The sequence below is a fragment of the Klebsiella sp. RIT-PI-d genome, assembly GCF_001187865.1.
Lineage (GTDB): Bacteria > Pseudomonadota > Gammaproteobacteria > Enterobacterales > Enterobacteriaceae > Superficieibacter.
This window is the reverse complement of sequence record NZ_LGIT01000009.1, coordinates 544,730-561,434: the sequence shown is the minus strand read 5'-3', so window position 1 is coordinate 561,434 and position 16,705 is coordinate 544,730. Positions and strand designations below refer to the sequence as shown.

General features: G+C 54.0%; 15 protein-coding genes. 7 read left to right on the top strand and 8 right to left on the bottom strand.

Translation table 11 applies throughout. The features are described from left to right. The first annotated feature begins 41 nt into the window (after positions 1-41). Together AC791_RS09255 and AC791_RS09250 are read left to right on the top strand one after the other, a co-directional pair. The gene (locus AC791_RS09255) at positions 42-1,235 is read left to right on the top strand and encodes an MFS transporter (RefSeq protein ID WP_049840166.1); all 1,194 of its coding nucleotides are present in this window, start codon (positions 42-44) and stop codon (positions 1,233-1,235) included. Then, positions 1,235-2,047: a Cof-type HAD-IIB family hydrolase gene (locus tag AC791_RS09250; protein WP_049841579.1), complete on the top strand. Its 813-nt coding sequence runs from the start codon at positions 1,235-1,237 to the stop codon at positions 2,045-2,047. The genes AC791_RS09255 and AC791_RS09250 overlap by 1 nt, the downstream gene beginning before the upstream one ends. Positions 2,048-2,094: 47 nt before the next feature. On the opposite strand, the gene AC791_RS09245 is transcribed toward AC791_RS09250, so the two are convergent. Then, positions 2,095-3,321, bottom strand: a complete 1,227-nt coding sequence (locus AC791_RS09245) for an MFS transporter (RefSeq protein ID WP_049840165.1) — start codon at positions 3,319-3,321, stop codon at positions 2,095-2,097. A 308-nt stretch (positions 3,322-3,629) separates the two neighbouring features. Between AC791_RS09245 and ybjG the strand changes: the two genes are divergently transcribed. Next, positions 3,630-4,238: an undecaprenyl-diphosphate phosphatase gene (gene ybjG, locus AC791_RS09240; RefSeq protein WP_049840164.1), complete on the top strand. Its 609-nt coding sequence runs from the start codon at positions 3,630-3,632 to the stop codon at positions 4,236-4,238. A 53-nt stretch (positions 4,239-4,291) separates the two neighbouring features. Beyond that, on the top strand, positions 4,292-5,050 hold the full coding sequence (deoR, locus tag AC791_RS09235) for a DNA-binding transcriptional repressor DeoR (protein ID WP_049840163.1): 759 nt from the start codon (positions 4,292-4,294) through the stop codon (positions 5,048-5,050). Between the two features lies 1 nt (position 5,051). Here deoR and dacC read toward each other — a convergent pair whose 3' ends face one another. Next, positions 5,052-6,254: a serine-type D-Ala-D-Ala carboxypeptidase gene (dacC, locus tag AC791_RS09230; protein WP_049841578.1), complete on the bottom strand. Its 1,203-nt coding sequence runs from the start codon at positions 6,252-6,254 to the stop codon at positions 5,052-5,054. A 244-nt stretch (positions 6,255-6,498) separates the two neighbouring features. On the opposite strand from dacC, the gene AC791_RS09225 reads away from it, so the two are divergent. Further along, a complete protein-coding gene (locus AC791_RS09225) occupies positions 6,499-7,125 on the top strand; it encodes a glutathione S-transferase family protein (protein ID WP_049840162.1) in 627 nt (208 codons plus the stop codon). A gap of 29 nt (positions 7,126-7,154) precedes the next feature. Here AC791_RS09225 and AC791_RS09220 read toward each other — a convergent pair whose 3' ends face one another. Together AC791_RS09220 and AC791_RS09215 are read right to left on the bottom strand one after the other, a co-directional pair. Next, positions 7,155-8,267: a PQQ-dependent sugar dehydrogenase gene (locus AC791_RS09220; RefSeq protein WP_049840161.1), complete on the bottom strand. Its 1,113-nt coding sequence runs from the start codon at positions 8,265-8,267 to the stop codon at positions 7,155-7,157. Positions 8,268-8,373: 106 nt separating this feature from the next. Further along, positions 8,374-8,757: a biofilm formation regulator BssR gene (locus tag AC791_RS09215; protein ID WP_049840160.1), complete on the bottom strand. Its 384-nt coding sequence runs from the start codon at positions 8,755-8,757 to the stop codon at positions 8,374-8,376. A 198-nt stretch (positions 8,758-8,955) separates the two neighbouring features. Between AC791_RS09215 and rimO the strand changes: the two genes are divergently transcribed. Together rimO and AC791_RS09205 are read left to right on the top strand one after the other, a co-directional pair. Further along, positions 8,956-10,269 (top strand): 30S ribosomal protein S12 methylthiotransferase RimO, encoded by a 1,314-nt coding sequence (rimO, locus tag AC791_RS09210; protein ID WP_049840159.1) that lies wholly within the window; start codon positions 8,956-8,958, stop codon positions 10,267-10,269. A gap of 87 nt (positions 10,270-10,356) precedes the next feature. After that, a complete protein-coding gene (locus AC791_RS09205) occupies positions 10,357-11,331 on the top strand; it encodes an SMI1/KNR4 family protein (protein WP_049840158.1) in 975 nt (324 codons plus the stop codon). Between the two features lie 58 nt (positions 11,332-11,389). Here the strand turns inward: AC791_RS09205 and gsiD are convergent, their stop codons facing one another. From gsiD to gsiA, 4 genes are all read right to left on the bottom strand, one after another. Further along, positions 11,390-12,301 (bottom strand): glutathione ABC transporter permease GsiD, encoded by a 912-nt coding sequence (gene gsiD, locus AC791_RS09200; RefSeq protein WP_049840157.1) that lies wholly within the window; start codon positions 12,299-12,301, stop codon positions 11,390-11,392. Beyond that, complete coding sequence (gene gsiC, locus AC791_RS09195) at positions 12,302-13,222, bottom strand: glutathione ABC transporter permease GsiC (RefSeq protein WP_049840156.1); 921 nt, start codon at positions 13,220-13,222, stop codon at positions 12,302-12,304. Positions 13,223-13,288: 66 nt separating this feature from the next. Next, positions 13,289-14,830, bottom strand: coding sequence for a glutathione ABC transporter substrate-binding protein GsiB (gene gsiB, locus AC791_RS09190; RefSeq protein WP_049840155.1), 1,542 nt, complete (start codon positions 14,828-14,830; stop codon positions 13,289-13,291). A 30-nt stretch (positions 14,831-14,860) separates the two neighbouring features. Beyond that, the gene (gsiA, locus tag AC791_RS09185) at positions 14,861-16,705 is read right to left on the bottom strand and encodes a glutathione ABC transporter ATP-binding protein GsiA (protein ID WP_049840154.1); all 1,845 of its coding nucleotides are present in this window, start codon (positions 16,703-16,705) and stop codon (positions 14,861-14,863) included.

Below are 16,705 nucleotides of genomic sequence, written 5' to 3'. Positions count from 1 at the left end.
TTGTCTTCATTGACATGATTAGCCGATAGGGAAAAATAGCTATGACGCCTCGCAAAGCCCTGCAATTACGCACCTGGGCTCTTTTTACATTCTTCTTTATTCCGGGCCTGTTAATGGCTTCCTGGGCTACGCGCACGCCGGCAATCCGCGATATTTTATCGGTGTCGACCGCCGAGATGGGGGCGGTGCTGTTCGGACTTTCTATCGGCTCCATGAGCGGCGTTTTATCCTCTGCCTGGCTGGTGAAGCGTTTTGGTACGCGAAAAGTGATCCGTGCCACCATGTTCAGTGCGGTACTGGGAATGCTGGTAATGAGCGGTGCACTGTGGCTCTCATCGGCATTCTGCTTTGCGTTTGGGCTGGCTATTTTTGGCGGCAGCTTTGGTGCGGCGGAAGTCGCCATAAATATTGAAGGTGCAACGGTTGAGCGGGAAATCAATAAAACCGTGCTGCCGATGATGCACGGTTTTTACAGTTTCGGCACGCTGGCAGGTGCGGGCGTCGGCATGATGCTGACCCGTTTTGAGGTGACGGCGAGCCTTCATCTTCTGATCGCTGCGCTATTCGCCATACTGCCTGTTGCCATTGCCATTAAAGCCATTCCCGAAGGTAACGGTAAAAACAGCGCGGAAACCGCAGTCTCGCGCGAGAAAGGCTTACCGTTTTATCGCGACATTCAGCTGTTGTTGATTGGCGTTATCGTCCTCGCGATGGCCTTTGCCGAAGGCTCGGCCAACGACTGGCTGCCGCTTCTGATGGTCGACGGTCATGGATTCAGCCCTACTTCAGGCTCGCTGATTTATGCCGGATTTACGCTGGGCATGACGGTGGGACGCTTTACCGGCGGCTTTTTCATTGACCGTTATAGCCGGGTTGCCGTGGTGCGGGCCAGTGCAATCATGGGCGCGCTGGGTATTGCGCTGATCATCTTTGTCGACAGCGCCTGGGTGGCAGGCGTGTCGGTGATCCTGTGGGGGCTGGGCGCATCGCTGGGCTTCCCGCTTACCATCTCTGCCGCCAGTGACACCGGTCCGGACGCGTCGACGCGGGTCAGCGTGGTGGCTATTACCGGCTATCTGGCGTTCCTCGTCGGGCCGCCGCTGCTCGGTTTTCTCGGCGAACATTATGGCCTGCGCAGCGCAATGATCGTGGTGCTCAGTCTGGTACTGATTGCCGCCCTGGTGGCTAAAGCGGTGGCTAAACCCGCACCTTCCCTTGCTATGGAGAGTCAATGATGAGCATTAAACTTATCGCCGTTGATATGGATGGCACCTTTCTTAGTGATGCAAAAATCTATAACCGCCCGCGTTTTCTGGCGCAGTATCAGCGTATGAAACAGCAGGGGATCCGTTTTGTGGTCGCCAGCGGCAACCAGTATTATCAGCTAATCTCTTTTTTCCCCGAGATTGCCGATGAAATTGCGTTTGTCGCCGAAAATGGCGGCTGGGTGGTGGATGCACAGGAGGACATTTTTAACTGCAGCCTCTCTAAAGATCACTTTGATGCCGTGGTTAAGCATCTGCATACCCTGACGAATATTGAAATTATTGCCTGCGGTAAAAACAGCGCCTATACGCTCAGGCAGTATGATGACGCCTTTAAAGCGCTTGCCGCCCGCTATTATCACCGCCTTGAGGAGGTGGATAATTTCGATAATATCAACGATACCATCCTGAAGTTCGGGCTAAATATTCCGGACACACTGGTACCTGAGATGCAGGAATTACTCCATCTGACGCTCGGCGACAGAATGACTGCCGTCACGACCGGCCACGGCAGTATCGATTTAATTATTCCCGGAGTGCATAAAGCAAATGGTTTGCGGATACTCCAGGAGCGCTGGGGTATCGATGACAGCGAAGTGGTTGCCTTTGGCGACAGTGGCAACGACATTGAAATGCTGCGCCAGGCAAAATTCAGCTTTGCTATGTCCAATGCATCCCCGGCCGTAAAAGCCGTCGCCCGATTCGACGCGCCGTTAAATAATGATGAAGGTGTACTGGCAATTATTGATAATGTGCTGAATGGTGACGCGCCGTTTAATTAACGCGGGTCTTAACCGGGTGGCATCGACGTCACCCGGTCAAAGGCCAATTATTGCGAATTCCCGACGCTCTTATTTTTCAAAAAAATAATGACCAGGCCAATATACAGTACGCCGCTCGCCAGGTTAAAGAGGCTAAACAGGCCGTTGCCTCCCAGCAAATACGCATGTTTACTCAACTCAATACCGACTGTAAAAATCAGCATTTGCAGCATTCCCATCGCTGCCGATACCGTGCCTTTGCTGACGTCGCTGGCAAACAGGGTGAGTCGCACCAGCCCCGCGTTAGCCAGCCCGATACCGAAAGCATACAGGCTCAGGCCAATTGTCATCCACTGATAAGCATGACCTGAAACGACCGTTGCCGCCGCAGCCAGCAACAGTCCGCCAATAATCGGCCAGCTGCCGGCAATAATCAGCGAGCGGACGGTACGTCGCGAGGTCAGCCGCGCCAGCACCAGATTGCCCATGATCAACGCGCCAAAAATGGGAATTTGCAGCAGACCATATTCATAGCTGGTAGCATGTTCACCGCTGATAATAATGACCGGCGACTGCGCAATCCACGCCAGCAGCGGCAGACTGACAAAGCCTATACCCAGCGCACCGGCGACAAAGCGCACGTTTTTAAGCACCTGTTTATAATCCCGCCCCAGCTCGGCTAACGAGAGCCTTTCACCCAGCCGGGTGGCAGTTTCCGGCATCGCGCGCTGTAAGCCAAAAAAAGCGATCGCGGCAAGCACGGCAAACAGTACAAACATGGTCTCCCAGGGCGCAAAATGCACCCACGCTGCGCCGACCAGCGGGCCAAGCAGCGGGGCAATCAGCGCCACGTTCGCCATCAGGGCGGTGATCTTGATACATACCGCCTCTTCATAGGATTCCTGAATGGCGGCATACCCGACCGCGCCAATAAAGCACAGGCTGATGCCCTGTAAAAATCGCAGTACGGTGAACTGTTCAATGGTCTGTGCCAGCAGCGTCGCGAGGCAGGTCACAATAAACCACACCACGCCGGTTAGCATCACCGGGCGACGGCCAATACGGTCGGACAGCGGCCCCAGCAGCCACTGTAAAAACATCCCCCCCGCCAGATAGGCAGTCATTGAGGTAGGCACCCACTCAATGCCGACCCGATATTCTTCAACAACTGCCAGCATTCCAGGCTGGATCATATCGTTGGCGATATAGGTCGCGAATTCGTAAAGGACAAGGCACAACGGAAACAACAAGGCCTGACGACCCAGGCGTTTGCCGGAAGATAAACGGTTTTGCATGAAATCTCTTAATGACGAAAAGTGACGTAACGTTGGCAAAATGCATATGAAGCGAGACGAATTATAGCCGGGAACAACGGGGCTGACGCTAAATAATTTGTGCGATAAACGATGATATCCAGTGGCACATTAAGGTTGACTTAATATTGGCGCGATAAGGTAAGTGCGTGTTGTCACATAACGAACCCTTCTGGTTAAACAATTCATTAACGAACTGACTATTAAGACAAAACTGCTTTACCGTTTTGTGCGGTCCTTTTAAGGTTAGCCCCGGATCGGAACCCACTTTATGCATGAGTATGGAATCTATGCTGGAAAATATTAACTATGCCCTTTTTTACCTTATTAATGCCACCCCGGACTCAGCGCAGTGGAGTCTGCCCCTCGCGCGAATGATCGCCGACGATCTGATTAAAATCGTCCCGCTGATGGCCATCGCACTCTGGCTATGGGGGCCGCGCAAACAGGTGTGCGCTCAGCGTCAACTGGTTATTAAAGTCACCCTCGCCATGGGCGTGAGCCTGACGATATCCTGGCTTATTGGCACCCTGTTCCCTCACCAGCGCCCCTTTGCCGCAGGCGTTGGCTACAACTTTCTTGAGCATAAAGCCAATAATGCGTTTCCCAGCAACCACGGCACCATTGCCTTCACTTTCGCGCTGGCGTTCCTGTTCTGGCATCGTCTGTGGTCCGGTGCCGTTCTGCTGGTCATGGCCTGCGCGATTGCCTGGTCGCGAATTTACCTTGGCGTACATTGGCCGCTGGATATGTTAGGCGGATTGCTGGCGGCAATGACGGGCTGTCTGGCCGCTCAGATCCTCTGGGCGCTTGTCGGGCAGGTGATTTACCCGCCGCTTGAGCAATTATATCGCCTCTGCTTTTCAATGCCGATCCGTAAAGGCTGGGTGCGTGACTAGCGGCCTGCGGGCAGGTACTATTGCAGGCTTATAACAAGACCTGCCGGGGATGTATGGAAATGCGACGCGACGAACGGATTGGTAAACTGATCCATGCGCTGAAACGCAGCGATAAGCTGCACCTGAAAGAGGCAGCGGCCCTGCTCGGCGTGTCGGAGATGACGGTCCGTCGCGATCTAAACAGTCACGATGGACCGGTGGTACTGCTAGGCGGCTATGTGGTGCTCGAACCCCGCGGGGCCAGTCATTATCTGCTCAGCGATCAAAAAATGCGGCTGGTGGAGGAAAAGCGTAAAGCTGCCCGTCTGGCCGCCAGCCTGCTTAAAACACATCAAATGGCCTTTTTTGACTGTGGTACTACCACGCCGTGGATTATCGAGGCGATAAGCGACGATATCCCGTTTACCGGCGTCTGTTACTCGCTTAATACCTTTCTTGCGCTCCAGGAAAAGCCGCTGTGTCGGGTGATCCTCTGCGGCGGTGAATTTCACGCCAGCAATGCTATTTTTAAACCGCTGACCCTTCAGGATACGCTGGCTCACCTGAGCCCGGATATCGCATTTTATTCTGCGGCTGGCGTCGATCCGGTCCACGGCGCGACCTGCTTTAATCTCGAAGAACTCCCGGTTAAGCAGTGGGCTATGCGCCATGCGCGCTACCATGTTCTGGTAGTGGATCACAGTAAGTTTGGCAAAGTGCGTCCGGCGCGCATGGGAGAGTTGAGCTGCTTTGATGCTATCGTCAGCGACAGTCGACCGGATGAAGCGCTGACTGCGCTGGCAAACGCGCAGTCAATCGATTTACTGTACTGAGTTACGAAAACCAGCTGCCGAACCAGCCGTGGAATTTCATCATCACGAAATCCCACATCCGGCTGAAGAACCCGCCCTCTTCCACGGCCTCCATGACGATCAGCGGGCGCTGCTCAATGGTTTTGTTATTCAGCTGGAAATCAATGGTGCCTACCACCTGTCCTTTTGCCAGCGGAGCCGTCAGCTGCGGCTGGTTCAGGTTATAGCTGGCTTTAAGATTTTTGAGCTGGCCGCGCGGGATGGTCACCGAACCGGCCTCACCTGCGCCCAGCTTAACTTCACTGGTATTACCGAACCAGACTCTCTGACTGATAAAGGTGGCATCTGGCTTTATTGGCGTGACGGTTTCATAAAAACGAAAGCCCCAGCTCAGCAATTTTTCCGATTCATTAAAGCGGATGCGGTCGGTTTTGGTGCCAAGCACCACTGAAATCAGACGCATATCGCCCTGAGTTGCCGAGGCGACCAGGTTATAACCGGCACCGGCCGTCGTCCCGGTTTTTACCCCGTCGGCATTAAGGCTGGTGCTCCACAACAGGCGGTTACGGTTCGGCTGGCGGATCTTGTTGAAGGTGTATTCTTTCTCTTTATGAATAGCATACTCTTCCGGCACATCATGGATCATGGCTTTGGTTAGCAGGGCCATATCGCGCGCGGTGCTGAACTGTCCAGGCGCATCCAGACCGTGCACGGTTCTGAATGTGGTATTGGTTAGTCCCAGCTTCTGAGCATAGTTATTCATCAGGCCAATAAATGCATCCTGACTGCCCGCCACGTGATCGGCAATAGCAATACTGGCATCGTTACCGGACTGGATGATAACGCCCTTGTTGAGATCTTCGACCGACACCTGATCGCCAGGTTTGAGGAACATCAGCGATGAGCCACGCAGCGCCGGATTGCCGGTCGCCCAGGCATCTTTACCAATCGTCACCATATCAGTGAGCTTGATCTTGCCTGCTTTCAACGCCTGCCCCGTCACATAACTGGTCATGATTTTGGTCAGGCTGGCCGGATCAAGCTGCTCATCAGCCTGGCTCTCGGCGAGCACTTTACCGCTGGCGTAATCCATCAGGATCCACGCGCGCGCATCCAGAGCCGGTGCTGTAGGAAGCTGCTCTGCGGCCTGAAGCGCGGGTGAAACGAGAAGTAACAGAGTCGATCCAGCCAAAAGGCCGCGAAGAGTAAAAACGGAACGCGTCATAAATGCCACCCAAATGTCCTTTTAAAATCACACAAACATAACATGCTGTTACACCCGCCGAGGAGTAACCTTACAAACTTATTCAAGCATACCCTGAGTGGGCAACATTTTTAAAGCTTACGCAATATTGTCTGGCACGACAGAAGCGAGTGCAATTTTTTTGATCCTGATTGCCTGAACGTTTACTTTATTTCAACATCATCCATAACAGACTCTATTCACACTCACTGGAAGGCAGAGATCAATGATTACGCTATGGGGCAGAAACAACTCAACAAATGTTAAAAAAGTGCGCCTGACGCTGGAGGAGCTGGAGCTTCCGTATCAACAGATTCTGGCCGGACTGGAATATGGTATTAATCACGATGCCGACTACCTGGCGATGAATCCTACCGGACTGGTGCCGCTGCTGCGCGATGACGAAACGGATCTCACGCTGTGGGAGTCCAACAGTATTGTCCGCTATCTGGCAGCGCAGTATGGTCAGAGCCGCCTGTGGCTGGATGCACCCGCTGAGCGTGCGCAGGGCGATAAATGGATGGACTGGGCCAACGGCAGCCTCTCCCCGGCACACCGGGTGATCCTGATGGGACTGGTCAGAACGCCGCCGGAACAGCGCGATCGTCAGGCCATTGAACAGGGCATCAAAAACTGCGAAACGCTTTTCGCACTGCTGGATGACGCATTGTCCAGCCAGCCGTGGCTTTCAGGTAAACAGTTTGGCCTCGGCGATATCGCCGTCAGTCCGTTCGTCTACAACCTGTTTAATAGTGTCGACGCGTGGCCGTCTTATCCCCATCTGCAGCGCTGGTATCAGCAGCTCTGCGAACGCCCTGCCTGGCGTAACGTCGTCATGATCCCGGTGACTTGATGCTTTCTGACCGTCTGCCAGCCCTGGCGTTAACCGGCGGGGCTGACTTTAAGCAGTTGACCTTCTGACTCATCAGTCAGCACGTACAGATAGCCATCCGGTCCCACACGTACGTCGCGGATACGCTGCTTTTTATCCCCGAGAATACGCCCGTCCTCCGTCACTTTATTACCGTTGACGCTCATAACGATCACATCCTGATCTTTAAGCGCACCGATAAATACTTTATTTTTCCACTGCGGGAAAGTCTCTGCGTTATAGAACGCCATTCCGCTTATCGCGGGTGATTTTTTCCAGAAATAGACCGGCTGTTCAGTCCCTTCCACGATTTCACCTTTCGCCTCCGGAATAGCTAACCCGCTGTAGTTAATGCCCCATGTCGCCAGCGGCCAGCCGTAATTTTTGCCTTTTTCAGGAATATTGATCTCATCGCCGCCACGCGGGCCGTGCTCATTAAGCCACAGCGTATTACTCCATGGATTCATCGCCATTCCCTGCGGGTTACGGATGCCGTATGACCAGATTTCTGCTCTGGCCCCCGCCTGATGAACAAAAGGATTATCATCCGGAATTTTTCCCTGATCGGTCAGGCGAACCACTTTACCCTGTAGCTTGTCGAGATCCTGGGCCGTGGGGCGCTGGTTGTTTTCGCCCAGTCCGATATAAAGATAACCTTTGCCGTCAAACACCAGTCGTCCACCAAAGTGATTACCGGTCGAGAGTTTTGGCATCTGGCGGAAAACGACCTGGAAATTCTCAAGCCGGGTCAACTCATTATTCAGACGGCCGTAGCCAACCACCGTTCCCGCCTTACCGTCGTCTCCGGCTTCCGCATAGCTTAGCCAGACGCGGCGGGACTTAGCAAAATCAGGTGCCAGCACCACATCCAGCAATCCGCCCTGTCCGTTAGCCCATACGCGGGGTACCCCGGTAATGGGATCGGAGAGCCCTTTGCCCTGCTGCCAGTGCAGAAGCTGCCCACCTTTTTGGGTGATCAACATACCGCTATTATCCGGCAAAAAGGCCATTGACCACGGGTGGTCGAGCTTATTTTGCAGAACTTCTACGTTCAACGATTGTGCATTCAGCGGAGAAATAAATAACAGTGAACTGACAATGGAGAGGGTAGCAAGTCGTCGCATGGCAGGCTCCTTATGGGCGTTATTCCATAAGCTTAGCCAGCCCACCCGGCGATGCGGCAGGGTTTACAAAAACTTAACTAACAGGGGGAGCTGCCTCCCCCAACGATCAAGCCTGTTCCAGAGAGGCTGCGCTGCGCAGGCAGTGAATAGCGTGGGTTAAGGTAGCAAGACAACTTGCCAGCTTGTGGGTATCAACCGCCACATACTGAGGGCAATCATGATGACCGCTCATCAGGCATAACGCGGCCCTCGCAATGGCTTCCCCCGCATGACGCAGGGCCTCACGTTCCGGTAACGTACAGTTTGTTTTGAGTTGCGGCGCACATTGCCGCAGTTCGGCACAAAGCGTAAACAGACCATCGCGTAACAGCTTACTTTCGCGCACGGTCATGTAGCCTTTGGCCCTCCGAAGTTGCAGATAAGCATCAATATCAATGCGGGCATCAATAAGCTTATTCAGCAGGTTGTGATGAAGTCTGTCAAATGACATGCTTTTCTCTCCTCTGTCAGCGACGGGCACCAGACAGTATCTGACCATTTTTCGTACAGAAATATGCGCATTGTCAATAAATGATGCTATCAAATTCTTTTTTAAGGCCCGGGACTGAAAAACTTCCAGTAGAGACTGCGGACAAAGGCGTGTAAAATCGCCCGGTTTTTTTACTGTTTATTTTGTGAGCGTACTAGCATGCAACAACCGCGTATTGGCTTTGTCTCCCTGGGCTGCCCAAAAAACCTCGTCGATTCAGAACGCATCCTGACCGAGCTGCGCACCGAAGGTTATGATGTCGTTCCACGTTATGATGATGCCGACATGGTTATCGTCAATACCTGTGGTTTTATTGACAGCGCCGTTCAGGAATCGCTGGAAGCGATCGGCGAAGCGCTGAATGAAAATGGCAAGGTGATTGTGACCGGCTGCCTCGGTGCCAAAGTCGATCAAATTCGTGAAGTGCATCCTAAAGTCCTCGAAATTACCGGGCCGCATAGCTACGAGCAGGTGCTGGAACACGTACACACCTATGTGCCAAAGCCAAAGCACAATCCGTTCCTGAGCCTGGTCCCGGAACAGGGCGTGAAGCTGACGCCGCGCCATTACGCCTACCTGAAGATTTCTGAAGGCTGTAACCATCGCTGTACGTTTTGCATTATTCCGTCCATGCGCGGTGATTTAGTCAGCCGTCCGGTAGGCGAGGTGCTGAGCGAGGCAAAACGTCTGGTGGATGCCGGGGTTAAAGAGATCCTGGTTATTTCTCAGGACACGTCAGCTTACGGCGTAGATGTTAAACACCGGACCGGATTCCATAACGGCGAACCGGTTAAAACCAGCATGGTTAGCCTGTGCGAGCAGCTGTCAAAGCTTGGGATCTGGACGCGTCTGCACTATGTCTATCCTTACCCGCACGTGGATGACGTGATCCCGCTGATGGCGGAAGGCAAAATTCTGCCCTACCTCGACATCCCGCTGCAACATGCCAGCCCGCGTATTCTTAAGCTGATGAAGCGTCCTGGCTCCGTTGACCGCCAGCTGGCGCGCATTAAACAGTGGCGTGAGATTTGCCCGGAACTGACGCTGCGCTCAACTTTTATTGTCGGATTCCCTGGCGAAACGGAAGACGATTTCCAGATGCTGCTGGATTTCCTGCAAGAGGCACGCCTGGATCGCGTTGGCTGCTTTAAATACAGCCCGGTTGAAGGTGCGGGAGCCAACGAGCTGCCGGATCAGGTGCCGGAAGAGGTAAAAGAAGAACGCTGGAACCGCTTTATGCAGCTGCAGCAACAGATTTCCGCCAGCCGTCTGCAGGAGAAAGTGGGCCGTGAAATTCTGGTCATTATTGATGAAGTAGATGAAGAAGGCGCAATAGGCCGCAGCATGGCCGATGCTCCGGAAATAGACGGTGCGGTTTACCTGAACGGTGAAACGGCGGTAAAACCGGGTGACGTGGTGCGTGTTAAAGTTGATAACGCCGACGAGTATGACCTGTGGGGAAGCCGGGTATAATTTAGCGCGCCGTCTGCGGACGGCGCACTTTCCCTACCCCATTCAATGCTAAAGTATTTTCTTGCTCTCAGTAAAAGGAAATGCTTTATGACCGTTAATCCTTTCCATAATGTCGATCTGACCCAATTCTGGGAAGACAGCGATTACGCACGCAAACAATATATCAGCGCATCCCCTGACGAAACGCTTATCCACGAGCTGGAACAGATGCTGGGCTATCGCTTACCGGCCTCCTATCGCTGGCTGATGCAGCAGCAAAATGGCGGTATTCCCCGCAACCTCAACTTCCCCACCGCAGAAGCAACAAGTTGGGCAGACGATCATATTGCGATTGCCGGCATCATGGGCATTGGACGTGAGAAAGCATACTCACTGGGCGGCGATTTCGGCAGCCGCTTCTGGATAGAAGAGTGGGGATATCCGGATATCGGCATTGCTATTTGCAACTGTCCTTCAGCCGGTCACGATATGGTTTTTCCCGACTACCGCGCGTGCGGTCCCGAAGGTGAGCCTGCCGTCGTCCATATCGATCAGGAAGATGATTACCGAATTACGCCTCTGGCCGATGACTTCGAAGGTTTTATTTGCGGGCTGGTGAACGACGAGGTTTATGACACTTCAGCCGAAGATAAACTGGCCGATCTGGAGATGGCGAAGCACGGCGCGTTTTCTGACATCCTGACAACGTTGTGCCACCAGGTGGACGACGCGCTAAATATAGAACAGGTCATTCGTGAAATTGCCCGGCAGATTATTGAAGAAAAAGGCTTCCTGGCGCTTCACGCCGATACACGGTCTTACTTACTGTACGATATCCAGTTCTGGCTGTATTCAAATGCGCATCCGCAGGTGACGCAGGCAGAGTATCTGAAGGCATATGAGAGCATGATTGCTTTTGGCGGGCAGTTCAGCACCGGTGGCTATGCACCCGGATTTATTGAGGACTGGCTGGTGGCGCGTATCGGGCAGGGAATGATTGTGGAGCGCAACGGCGCGCTGGCATTAACGGAGCAGGCCAGAGCAGCACTCCTGGCACACATCTCTGCCATTCTCCAGGCGTAGTTTTAGTACTCACTGTACGCCTGAAAAAGGGGGCAATATCGTCATTGCCCCCTTTTTATTACCCTTTAAGTTTCGGATCGAGCGCGTCTCGTAATCCATCGCCTAAAAGATTAAACGCCAGCACCGTCAGAAAAATGGCCAGGGCCGGGAACAGCGCCACGTGCGGTGCCATGACCATATCAGCGCGAGCCTCGTTAAGCATGGCGCCCCACTCTGGCGTCGGCGGCTGCGCGCCCAGGCCGAGGAACGACAGGCTGGCGGCAGAGATAATGGATGTACCAATACGCATGGTAAAATAGACCACAATCGACGATACCGTGCCCGGCAATATATGGCTGAACAAAATCGTCATATCGCTGGCCCCGATGCTGCGAGCGGATTCGATAAACGTCTGATGTTTAAGTACCAGGGTATTACCCCGCACCAGTCGGGCGAAAGCCGGAACCGAGAAAATCGCCACCGCGATGATCACATTTGCCATGCCGCTGCCCATCACTGCCACCACCGCAATTGCCAGCAGAATACCGGGGAAAGCAAACAGCACGTCACAGATACGCATGATGATGCGATCCCACCAGCCTTCATAATAGCCGGCGAGCAGTCCCAGCACGGTGCCAATCAGCGCGCCTATTAATACGGCAAAAACGCCTGCCGTTAGTGAAATCTGCGCCCCGACCAGTACGCGACTAAAAATATCGCGGCCCAGCGCATCGACACCAAACCAGTGCAGAGCGGAAGGCCCGGCATTCAGCCGGTCGTAATCAAAGTAATTTTCGGCGTCGAAGGGTGCAATCCACGGCGCAATAATCGCCACAACAATCAGCAGCAGAACAAAGACAGCGGCGACGAGCGCCACAGGCTGCCGCCGGAATCGACGCCAGAATTCATGCCACGGCGTCCGTATTCTGTCGGGCCTGACGCCGGGCATAGCGTCAAGAATAGCCTGACGCCGCCAGTTTAACAGTCGCACTTATTTATACCTGATAGCAGGGTTGATTGCGGCATACAGCAGATCCACCATTAAATTAATGAGAATAAATTCCAGAGAAAATAACAGCACTTCCGCCTGGATCACCGGATAGTCACGCATTTCCACAGAATCAATCAGCAATCGGCCCAGTCCCGGCCAGTTGAACACTTTTTCCACCACGATAGAGCCGCCGAGCAGGAAACCAAATTGCAGGCCCATCATCGTCACCACCGGGATCATTGCATTACGCAGGCCGTGCTTGAGCACCACCCAGGTTTCACTGACCCCTTTCGCCCGAGCCGTACGCATGTAATCTTCATTAAGCACGTCCACAAACGACGCGCGGGTAAAGCGAGCCATTACCGCAGCGACCGCTGCACCAAGCGTGACTGAAGGCAGAATGTAATGTTGCCAGCTGTCCGCACCTACCGTAGGCAACCAGCCAAGCTCGACGGAAAAGACCTGCATCAACAGCATTCCCAGCGCGAATGCCGGAAAGGAAATACCGGTGACCGCCAGCGTCATGCCCAGACGATCCGGCCAGCGATTGCGCCATACAGCGGCCACGATCCCGGCAGCCAGACCAAACAATACGGCCCATGCCATGCTGGCTAACGTCAGCCACAGCGTGGGCATAAAGCGACTGGCAATCTCCTCTGAAACCGGGCGGCGGGAAACCATGGATTGGCCGAAATCGCCCTGTACCACGCTGGTCATATAATGCCAGAACTGTACATGCAGCGGCCGATCAAGCCCCAGCTGCTGGCGTACCATATCAATGACCTGGGCATCCGCTTCCGGTCCGGCGATCAGCCGCGCCGGATCGCCGGGCAGCAGATGCACAAATAAAAACACCAGCACTGCAACAATCAGCAGCGTCGGGATCAGCCCTAACAGGCGTTTGAGGAAATAATTAAGCATGGGTTAACGCCACCTTCATACTGGCCGATATCAGCCCCCAGTCCCTGGGGGCAAAAGCGCCTGTCCTCACGGCTTCAGGTCGGCGTTTTCAAAACTAAAACCGGTATCCGGCATAATGTAAAATCCGCTCAGCGTTTTACTATGGGCAGAAACCAGTTTTTCAACCACCAGCGGCACCCACGGTGACTCTTTCCAGATCGTGTCCTGGGCATCTTTGTACAGGCGGGTTTTCTCTTCCGCTGCCGTGGTTTTCAGCGCATCGGTGAGATCCTTATCAACCTGTTGATTACTGTAAAACGCGGTATTAAACAGCGCAGGCGGCCAGTTCTGGGTGGCAAACAGCGGCGATAGCGCCCAGTCAGCTTCTCCGGTAGAGGCCGACCAGCCGGTATAGAACATCCGCACGCCGCTTTCCTTCTGCCCTTTACCTTCCACTTCTGCCGCACGCTGTCCGGCATCCATCGCCGTAACCTGGACTTTGATCCCAACCTGCGCCAGTTGCTGTTGCGTAAATTGCAGCACCTTCTGTGCCGTACTGTGATTATGCGACGACCAGAGCGTGGTGCTAAAACCGTTCGGATAGCCTGCCTCTTTCAGCAGCTGACGGGCTTTGGCCGGGTCGTAGGCCCACGGCTGATAGCTTTGGGCATTGGCGATAGACGGCGGTACGACACCGGTTGCGGGCGTCGCGTAACCGGCAAAGGCTACCTTGACCAGCGCCTGGCGGTTAATGGCATAGTTGATGGCTTCACGCACTTTCGGATTATCAAACGGTTTTTGCGTGACGTTCATACTGATATAACGCTGCATAATCGACGGGCTGGCAACCAGCTCCAGCTTGCTGTTTTTCGCCAGCAGCGGGGCCTGCTCATAAGGGATAGGGAATGCAAACTGCGCTTCACCGGTCTGTAACATCGCCGCGCGGGTATTATTATCGACCACCGGACGCCAGGTGATGGTATCGAGCTTCGGCAACCCTTTTTGCCAGTAGTCAGGATATTTTTTCACCTTCACAAAATCGGTCTGATTCCAGGTTTCCAGCTGATACGGGCCGGTGCCCACCGGATGGAAACCAATCTCTTTACCGTATTTTTGCAGCGCCGCTGGTGAAATCATCGCCGTTGCCGGGTGCGCCAGGACGTTAATAAAAGCGGAGAACGGCTGTTTGAGGGTGATTTTTACCGTAGACGAGTCCACCACGTCCGTTTTATCAATATTTTTATACAGGTTAAAACGCTTGAGATGATTTTCCGGATTACTGGCACGATCAAGGTTGGCTTTTACTGCCAACGCATCAAACGCGGTGCCGTCCTGGAACGTTATGCCCTGACGTAATTTAACCGTGTACACAAGATTATCGTCGGAAATGCTGTAGCTTTCTGCCAGCACATTTTGCAGCTTCATGTCCTTATCAAGACCAAACAGTCCCTGATAAAATGACTTGGCCACCGCCTGTGACAAGGTGTCATTGGCATCATACGGATCAAGGGTAGTAAAGTTCGATCCCACTGCCACGACGACATCTTTTGCCGCGAATGCAGGCGTTGTCGCCAGTGCGGAGGCGATGCCAGCCGCAATAAGCCATTTACCGGTTGTGCGTTGTGTCATTTTTTTCTCCTGAGGCCCCTGCCTGTTATTTTATAATTGCGGATCCGGACGTGCGACATAGTGTCCCGGTGCAACCTGCTGCAACGGTGCAATCGCCACCTCTTCGCCTCGCGCGTAAATATTTCCCGGAATATCGTCTGACAGCAGCACACGCTGCGGGCGGCGGTGCGCGGGATCGGCGACCGGTACGGCCGCCATCAATTTGCGGGTATACGGATGCTGCGGATTTTCGAACAGCGCCCGCCGCGGCCCGATTTCAACAATTTGTCCCCGATACATCACCGCAACACGATGACTAATGCGCTCAACAACCGCCATGTCATGAGAGATAAACAGAAAGGCTATGCCCATTTCACGCTGGAGATCGAGAAGCAGGTTGATGATCTGCGCCCGGATAGAAACATCCAGCGCCGATACGGATTCATCAGCGATCACCACTTTCGGATCCAGCGCCAGCGCGCGGGCAATACAAATACGCTGCCGCTGACCGCCAGAAAACTCATGGGGATAACGCCAGGCATGTTCTGGCTTAAGGCCCACGCGCTCAAGCAGCCATGCAACCCGGCGCTGCGCACTCTCACCTTCTAACAACTTATGGATCCGCAGCGGCTCCATGATTGAATAGCCTACGGTCTGACGCGGATCTAAAGAGGCAAAAGGGTCCTGAAAAATGAACTGAATATCCCGACGCAGCGGCTGGAGCTGGCGGGTCGACAGCGTGTCGATACGCTCCCCATTAAAAGTAATGGTACCGCTTTGAGACTCTACCAGCCGCAGCAGCGCCCGGCCGGTGGTTGATTTGCCGCTACCGGACTCACCGACCAGCGACAAGGTTTCACCGGGCCACAAATCAAAGCTGACTTTTTCAACGGCGTGAACTTCGCGGGTGATCCGATTGAGGATGCCGCTGCGCAGTGGAAAACGCGTCACTAAATCGCGAACTTCAAGGATCGGTTTTCCGGCAACAACGGTATCTTGCCCGGGGAGGTCCTGCGGTTCATCGGCGGAAAGCGAAAAGCGGCGAGGCAAATCGCTGCCGCGCATGGCCCCGAGACGCGGTACAGCCGCCAAAAGTGAACGGGTATACGGATGATGTGGCGCAGTGAAAATCTGTTCCACCGTGCCGGTTTCCACCGCCTCGCCCTGATACATGACCAGCACGCGATCGGCAATGTCCGCAACGACGCCCATATCATGCGTGATAAAAATCACTCCCATCGCCATTTCCTGCTGCAACACGGCGATCAGACGTAAAATTTGCGCCTGAATGGTGACGTCCAGCGCGGTCGTTGGCTCATCGGCAATCAACACGGCCGGTCGACACGACAGCGCCATCGCAATCATGACGCGCTGGCGCATCCCGCCGGAAAGCTGATGCGGGTAGCTGTTGGCTATCGCCTGCGCTTCAGGGATACGTACCTGCTCGAGCATTTTTTTGGCTTCTGCCAGCGCCTGATGATGGCCCAGCCCCTGATGTAGACGAATGGATTCCGCAATTTGCTCGCCTACGGTAAAGACCGGATTCAGCGAGGTCATCGGCTCCTGAAAAATCATCGCAATGTCGGCCCCGCGAACCCGCCGCATCTGCGATCCCGGTAACTTATTGGGTTCAATCACCAGACCATTGCGGCGTCGAAGTAAAAATTGATCGCAGGAGACGCTTGCTCCTGCCTGCTCAATCAGGCGCATCAGCGCCAGCGCGGTAACGGATTTTCCTGAGCCAGACTCGCCGACGATAGCCAGCGTCTCCCCGCGTTGCAGGGTGAACGAAAGATCGCGTACCGCAGAAAGCGATTCCTGCTGACGGGAAAATGAGATGTTCAGGTTGTTAACTGCCAGCACTTCACTGGCAGCAAGTGGTTGACCTTGCGGCAA

What these genes read in the sequence shown, in the direction of transcription:
- AC791_RS09255 (WP_049840166.1), top strand. Translation starts at nt 42, where the DNA reads ATGACGCCTCGCAAAGCCCTGCAATTACGCACCTGGGCTCTTTTTACA.
- AC791_RS09250 (WP_049841579.1), top strand. Translation starts at nt 1,235, where the DNA reads ATGAGCATTAAACTTATCGCCGTTGATATGGATGGCACCTTTCTTAGT.
- AC791_RS09245 (WP_049840165.1), bottom strand. Translation starts at nt 3,321, where the DNA reads ATGCAAAACCGTTTATCTTCCGGCAAACGCCTGGGTCGTCAGGCCTTG.
- ybjG (WP_049840164.1), top strand. Translation starts at nt 3,630, where the DNA reads ATGCTGGAAAATATTAACTATGCCCTTTTTTACCTTATTAATGCCACC.
- deoR (WP_049840163.1), top strand. Translation starts at nt 4,292, where the DNA reads ATGGAAATGCGACGCGACGAACGGATTGGTAAACTGATCCATGCGCTG.
- dacC (WP_049841578.1), bottom strand. Translation starts at nt 6,254, where the DNA reads ATGACGCGTTCCGTTTTTACTCTTCGCGGCCTTTTGGCTGGATCGACT.
- AC791_RS09225 (WP_049840162.1), top strand. Translation starts at nt 6,499, where the DNA reads ATGATTACGCTATGGGGCAGAAACAACTCAACAAATGTTAAAAAAGTG.
- AC791_RS09220 (WP_049840161.1), bottom strand. Translation starts at nt 8,267, where the DNA reads ATGCGACGACTTGCTACCCTCTCCATTGTCAGTTCACTGTTATTTATT.
- AC791_RS09215 (WP_049840160.1), bottom strand. Translation starts at nt 8,757, where the DNA reads ATGTCATTTGACAGACTTCATCACAACCTGCTGAATAAGCTTATTGAT.
- rimO (WP_049840159.1), top strand. Translation starts at nt 8,956, where the DNA reads ATGCAACAACCGCGTATTGGCTTTGTCTCCCTGGGCTGCCCAAAAAAC.
- AC791_RS09205 (WP_049840158.1), top strand. Translation starts at nt 10,357, where the DNA reads ATGACCGTTAATCCTTTCCATAATGTCGATCTGACCCAATTCTGGGAA.
- gsiC (WP_049840156.1), bottom strand. Translation starts at nt 13,222, where the DNA reads ATGCTTAATTATTTCCTCAAACGCCTGTTAGGGCTGATCCCGACGCTG.
- gsiB (WP_049840155.1), bottom strand. Translation starts at nt 14,830, where the DNA reads ATGACACAACGCACAACCGGTAAATGGCTTATTGCGGCTGGCATCGCC.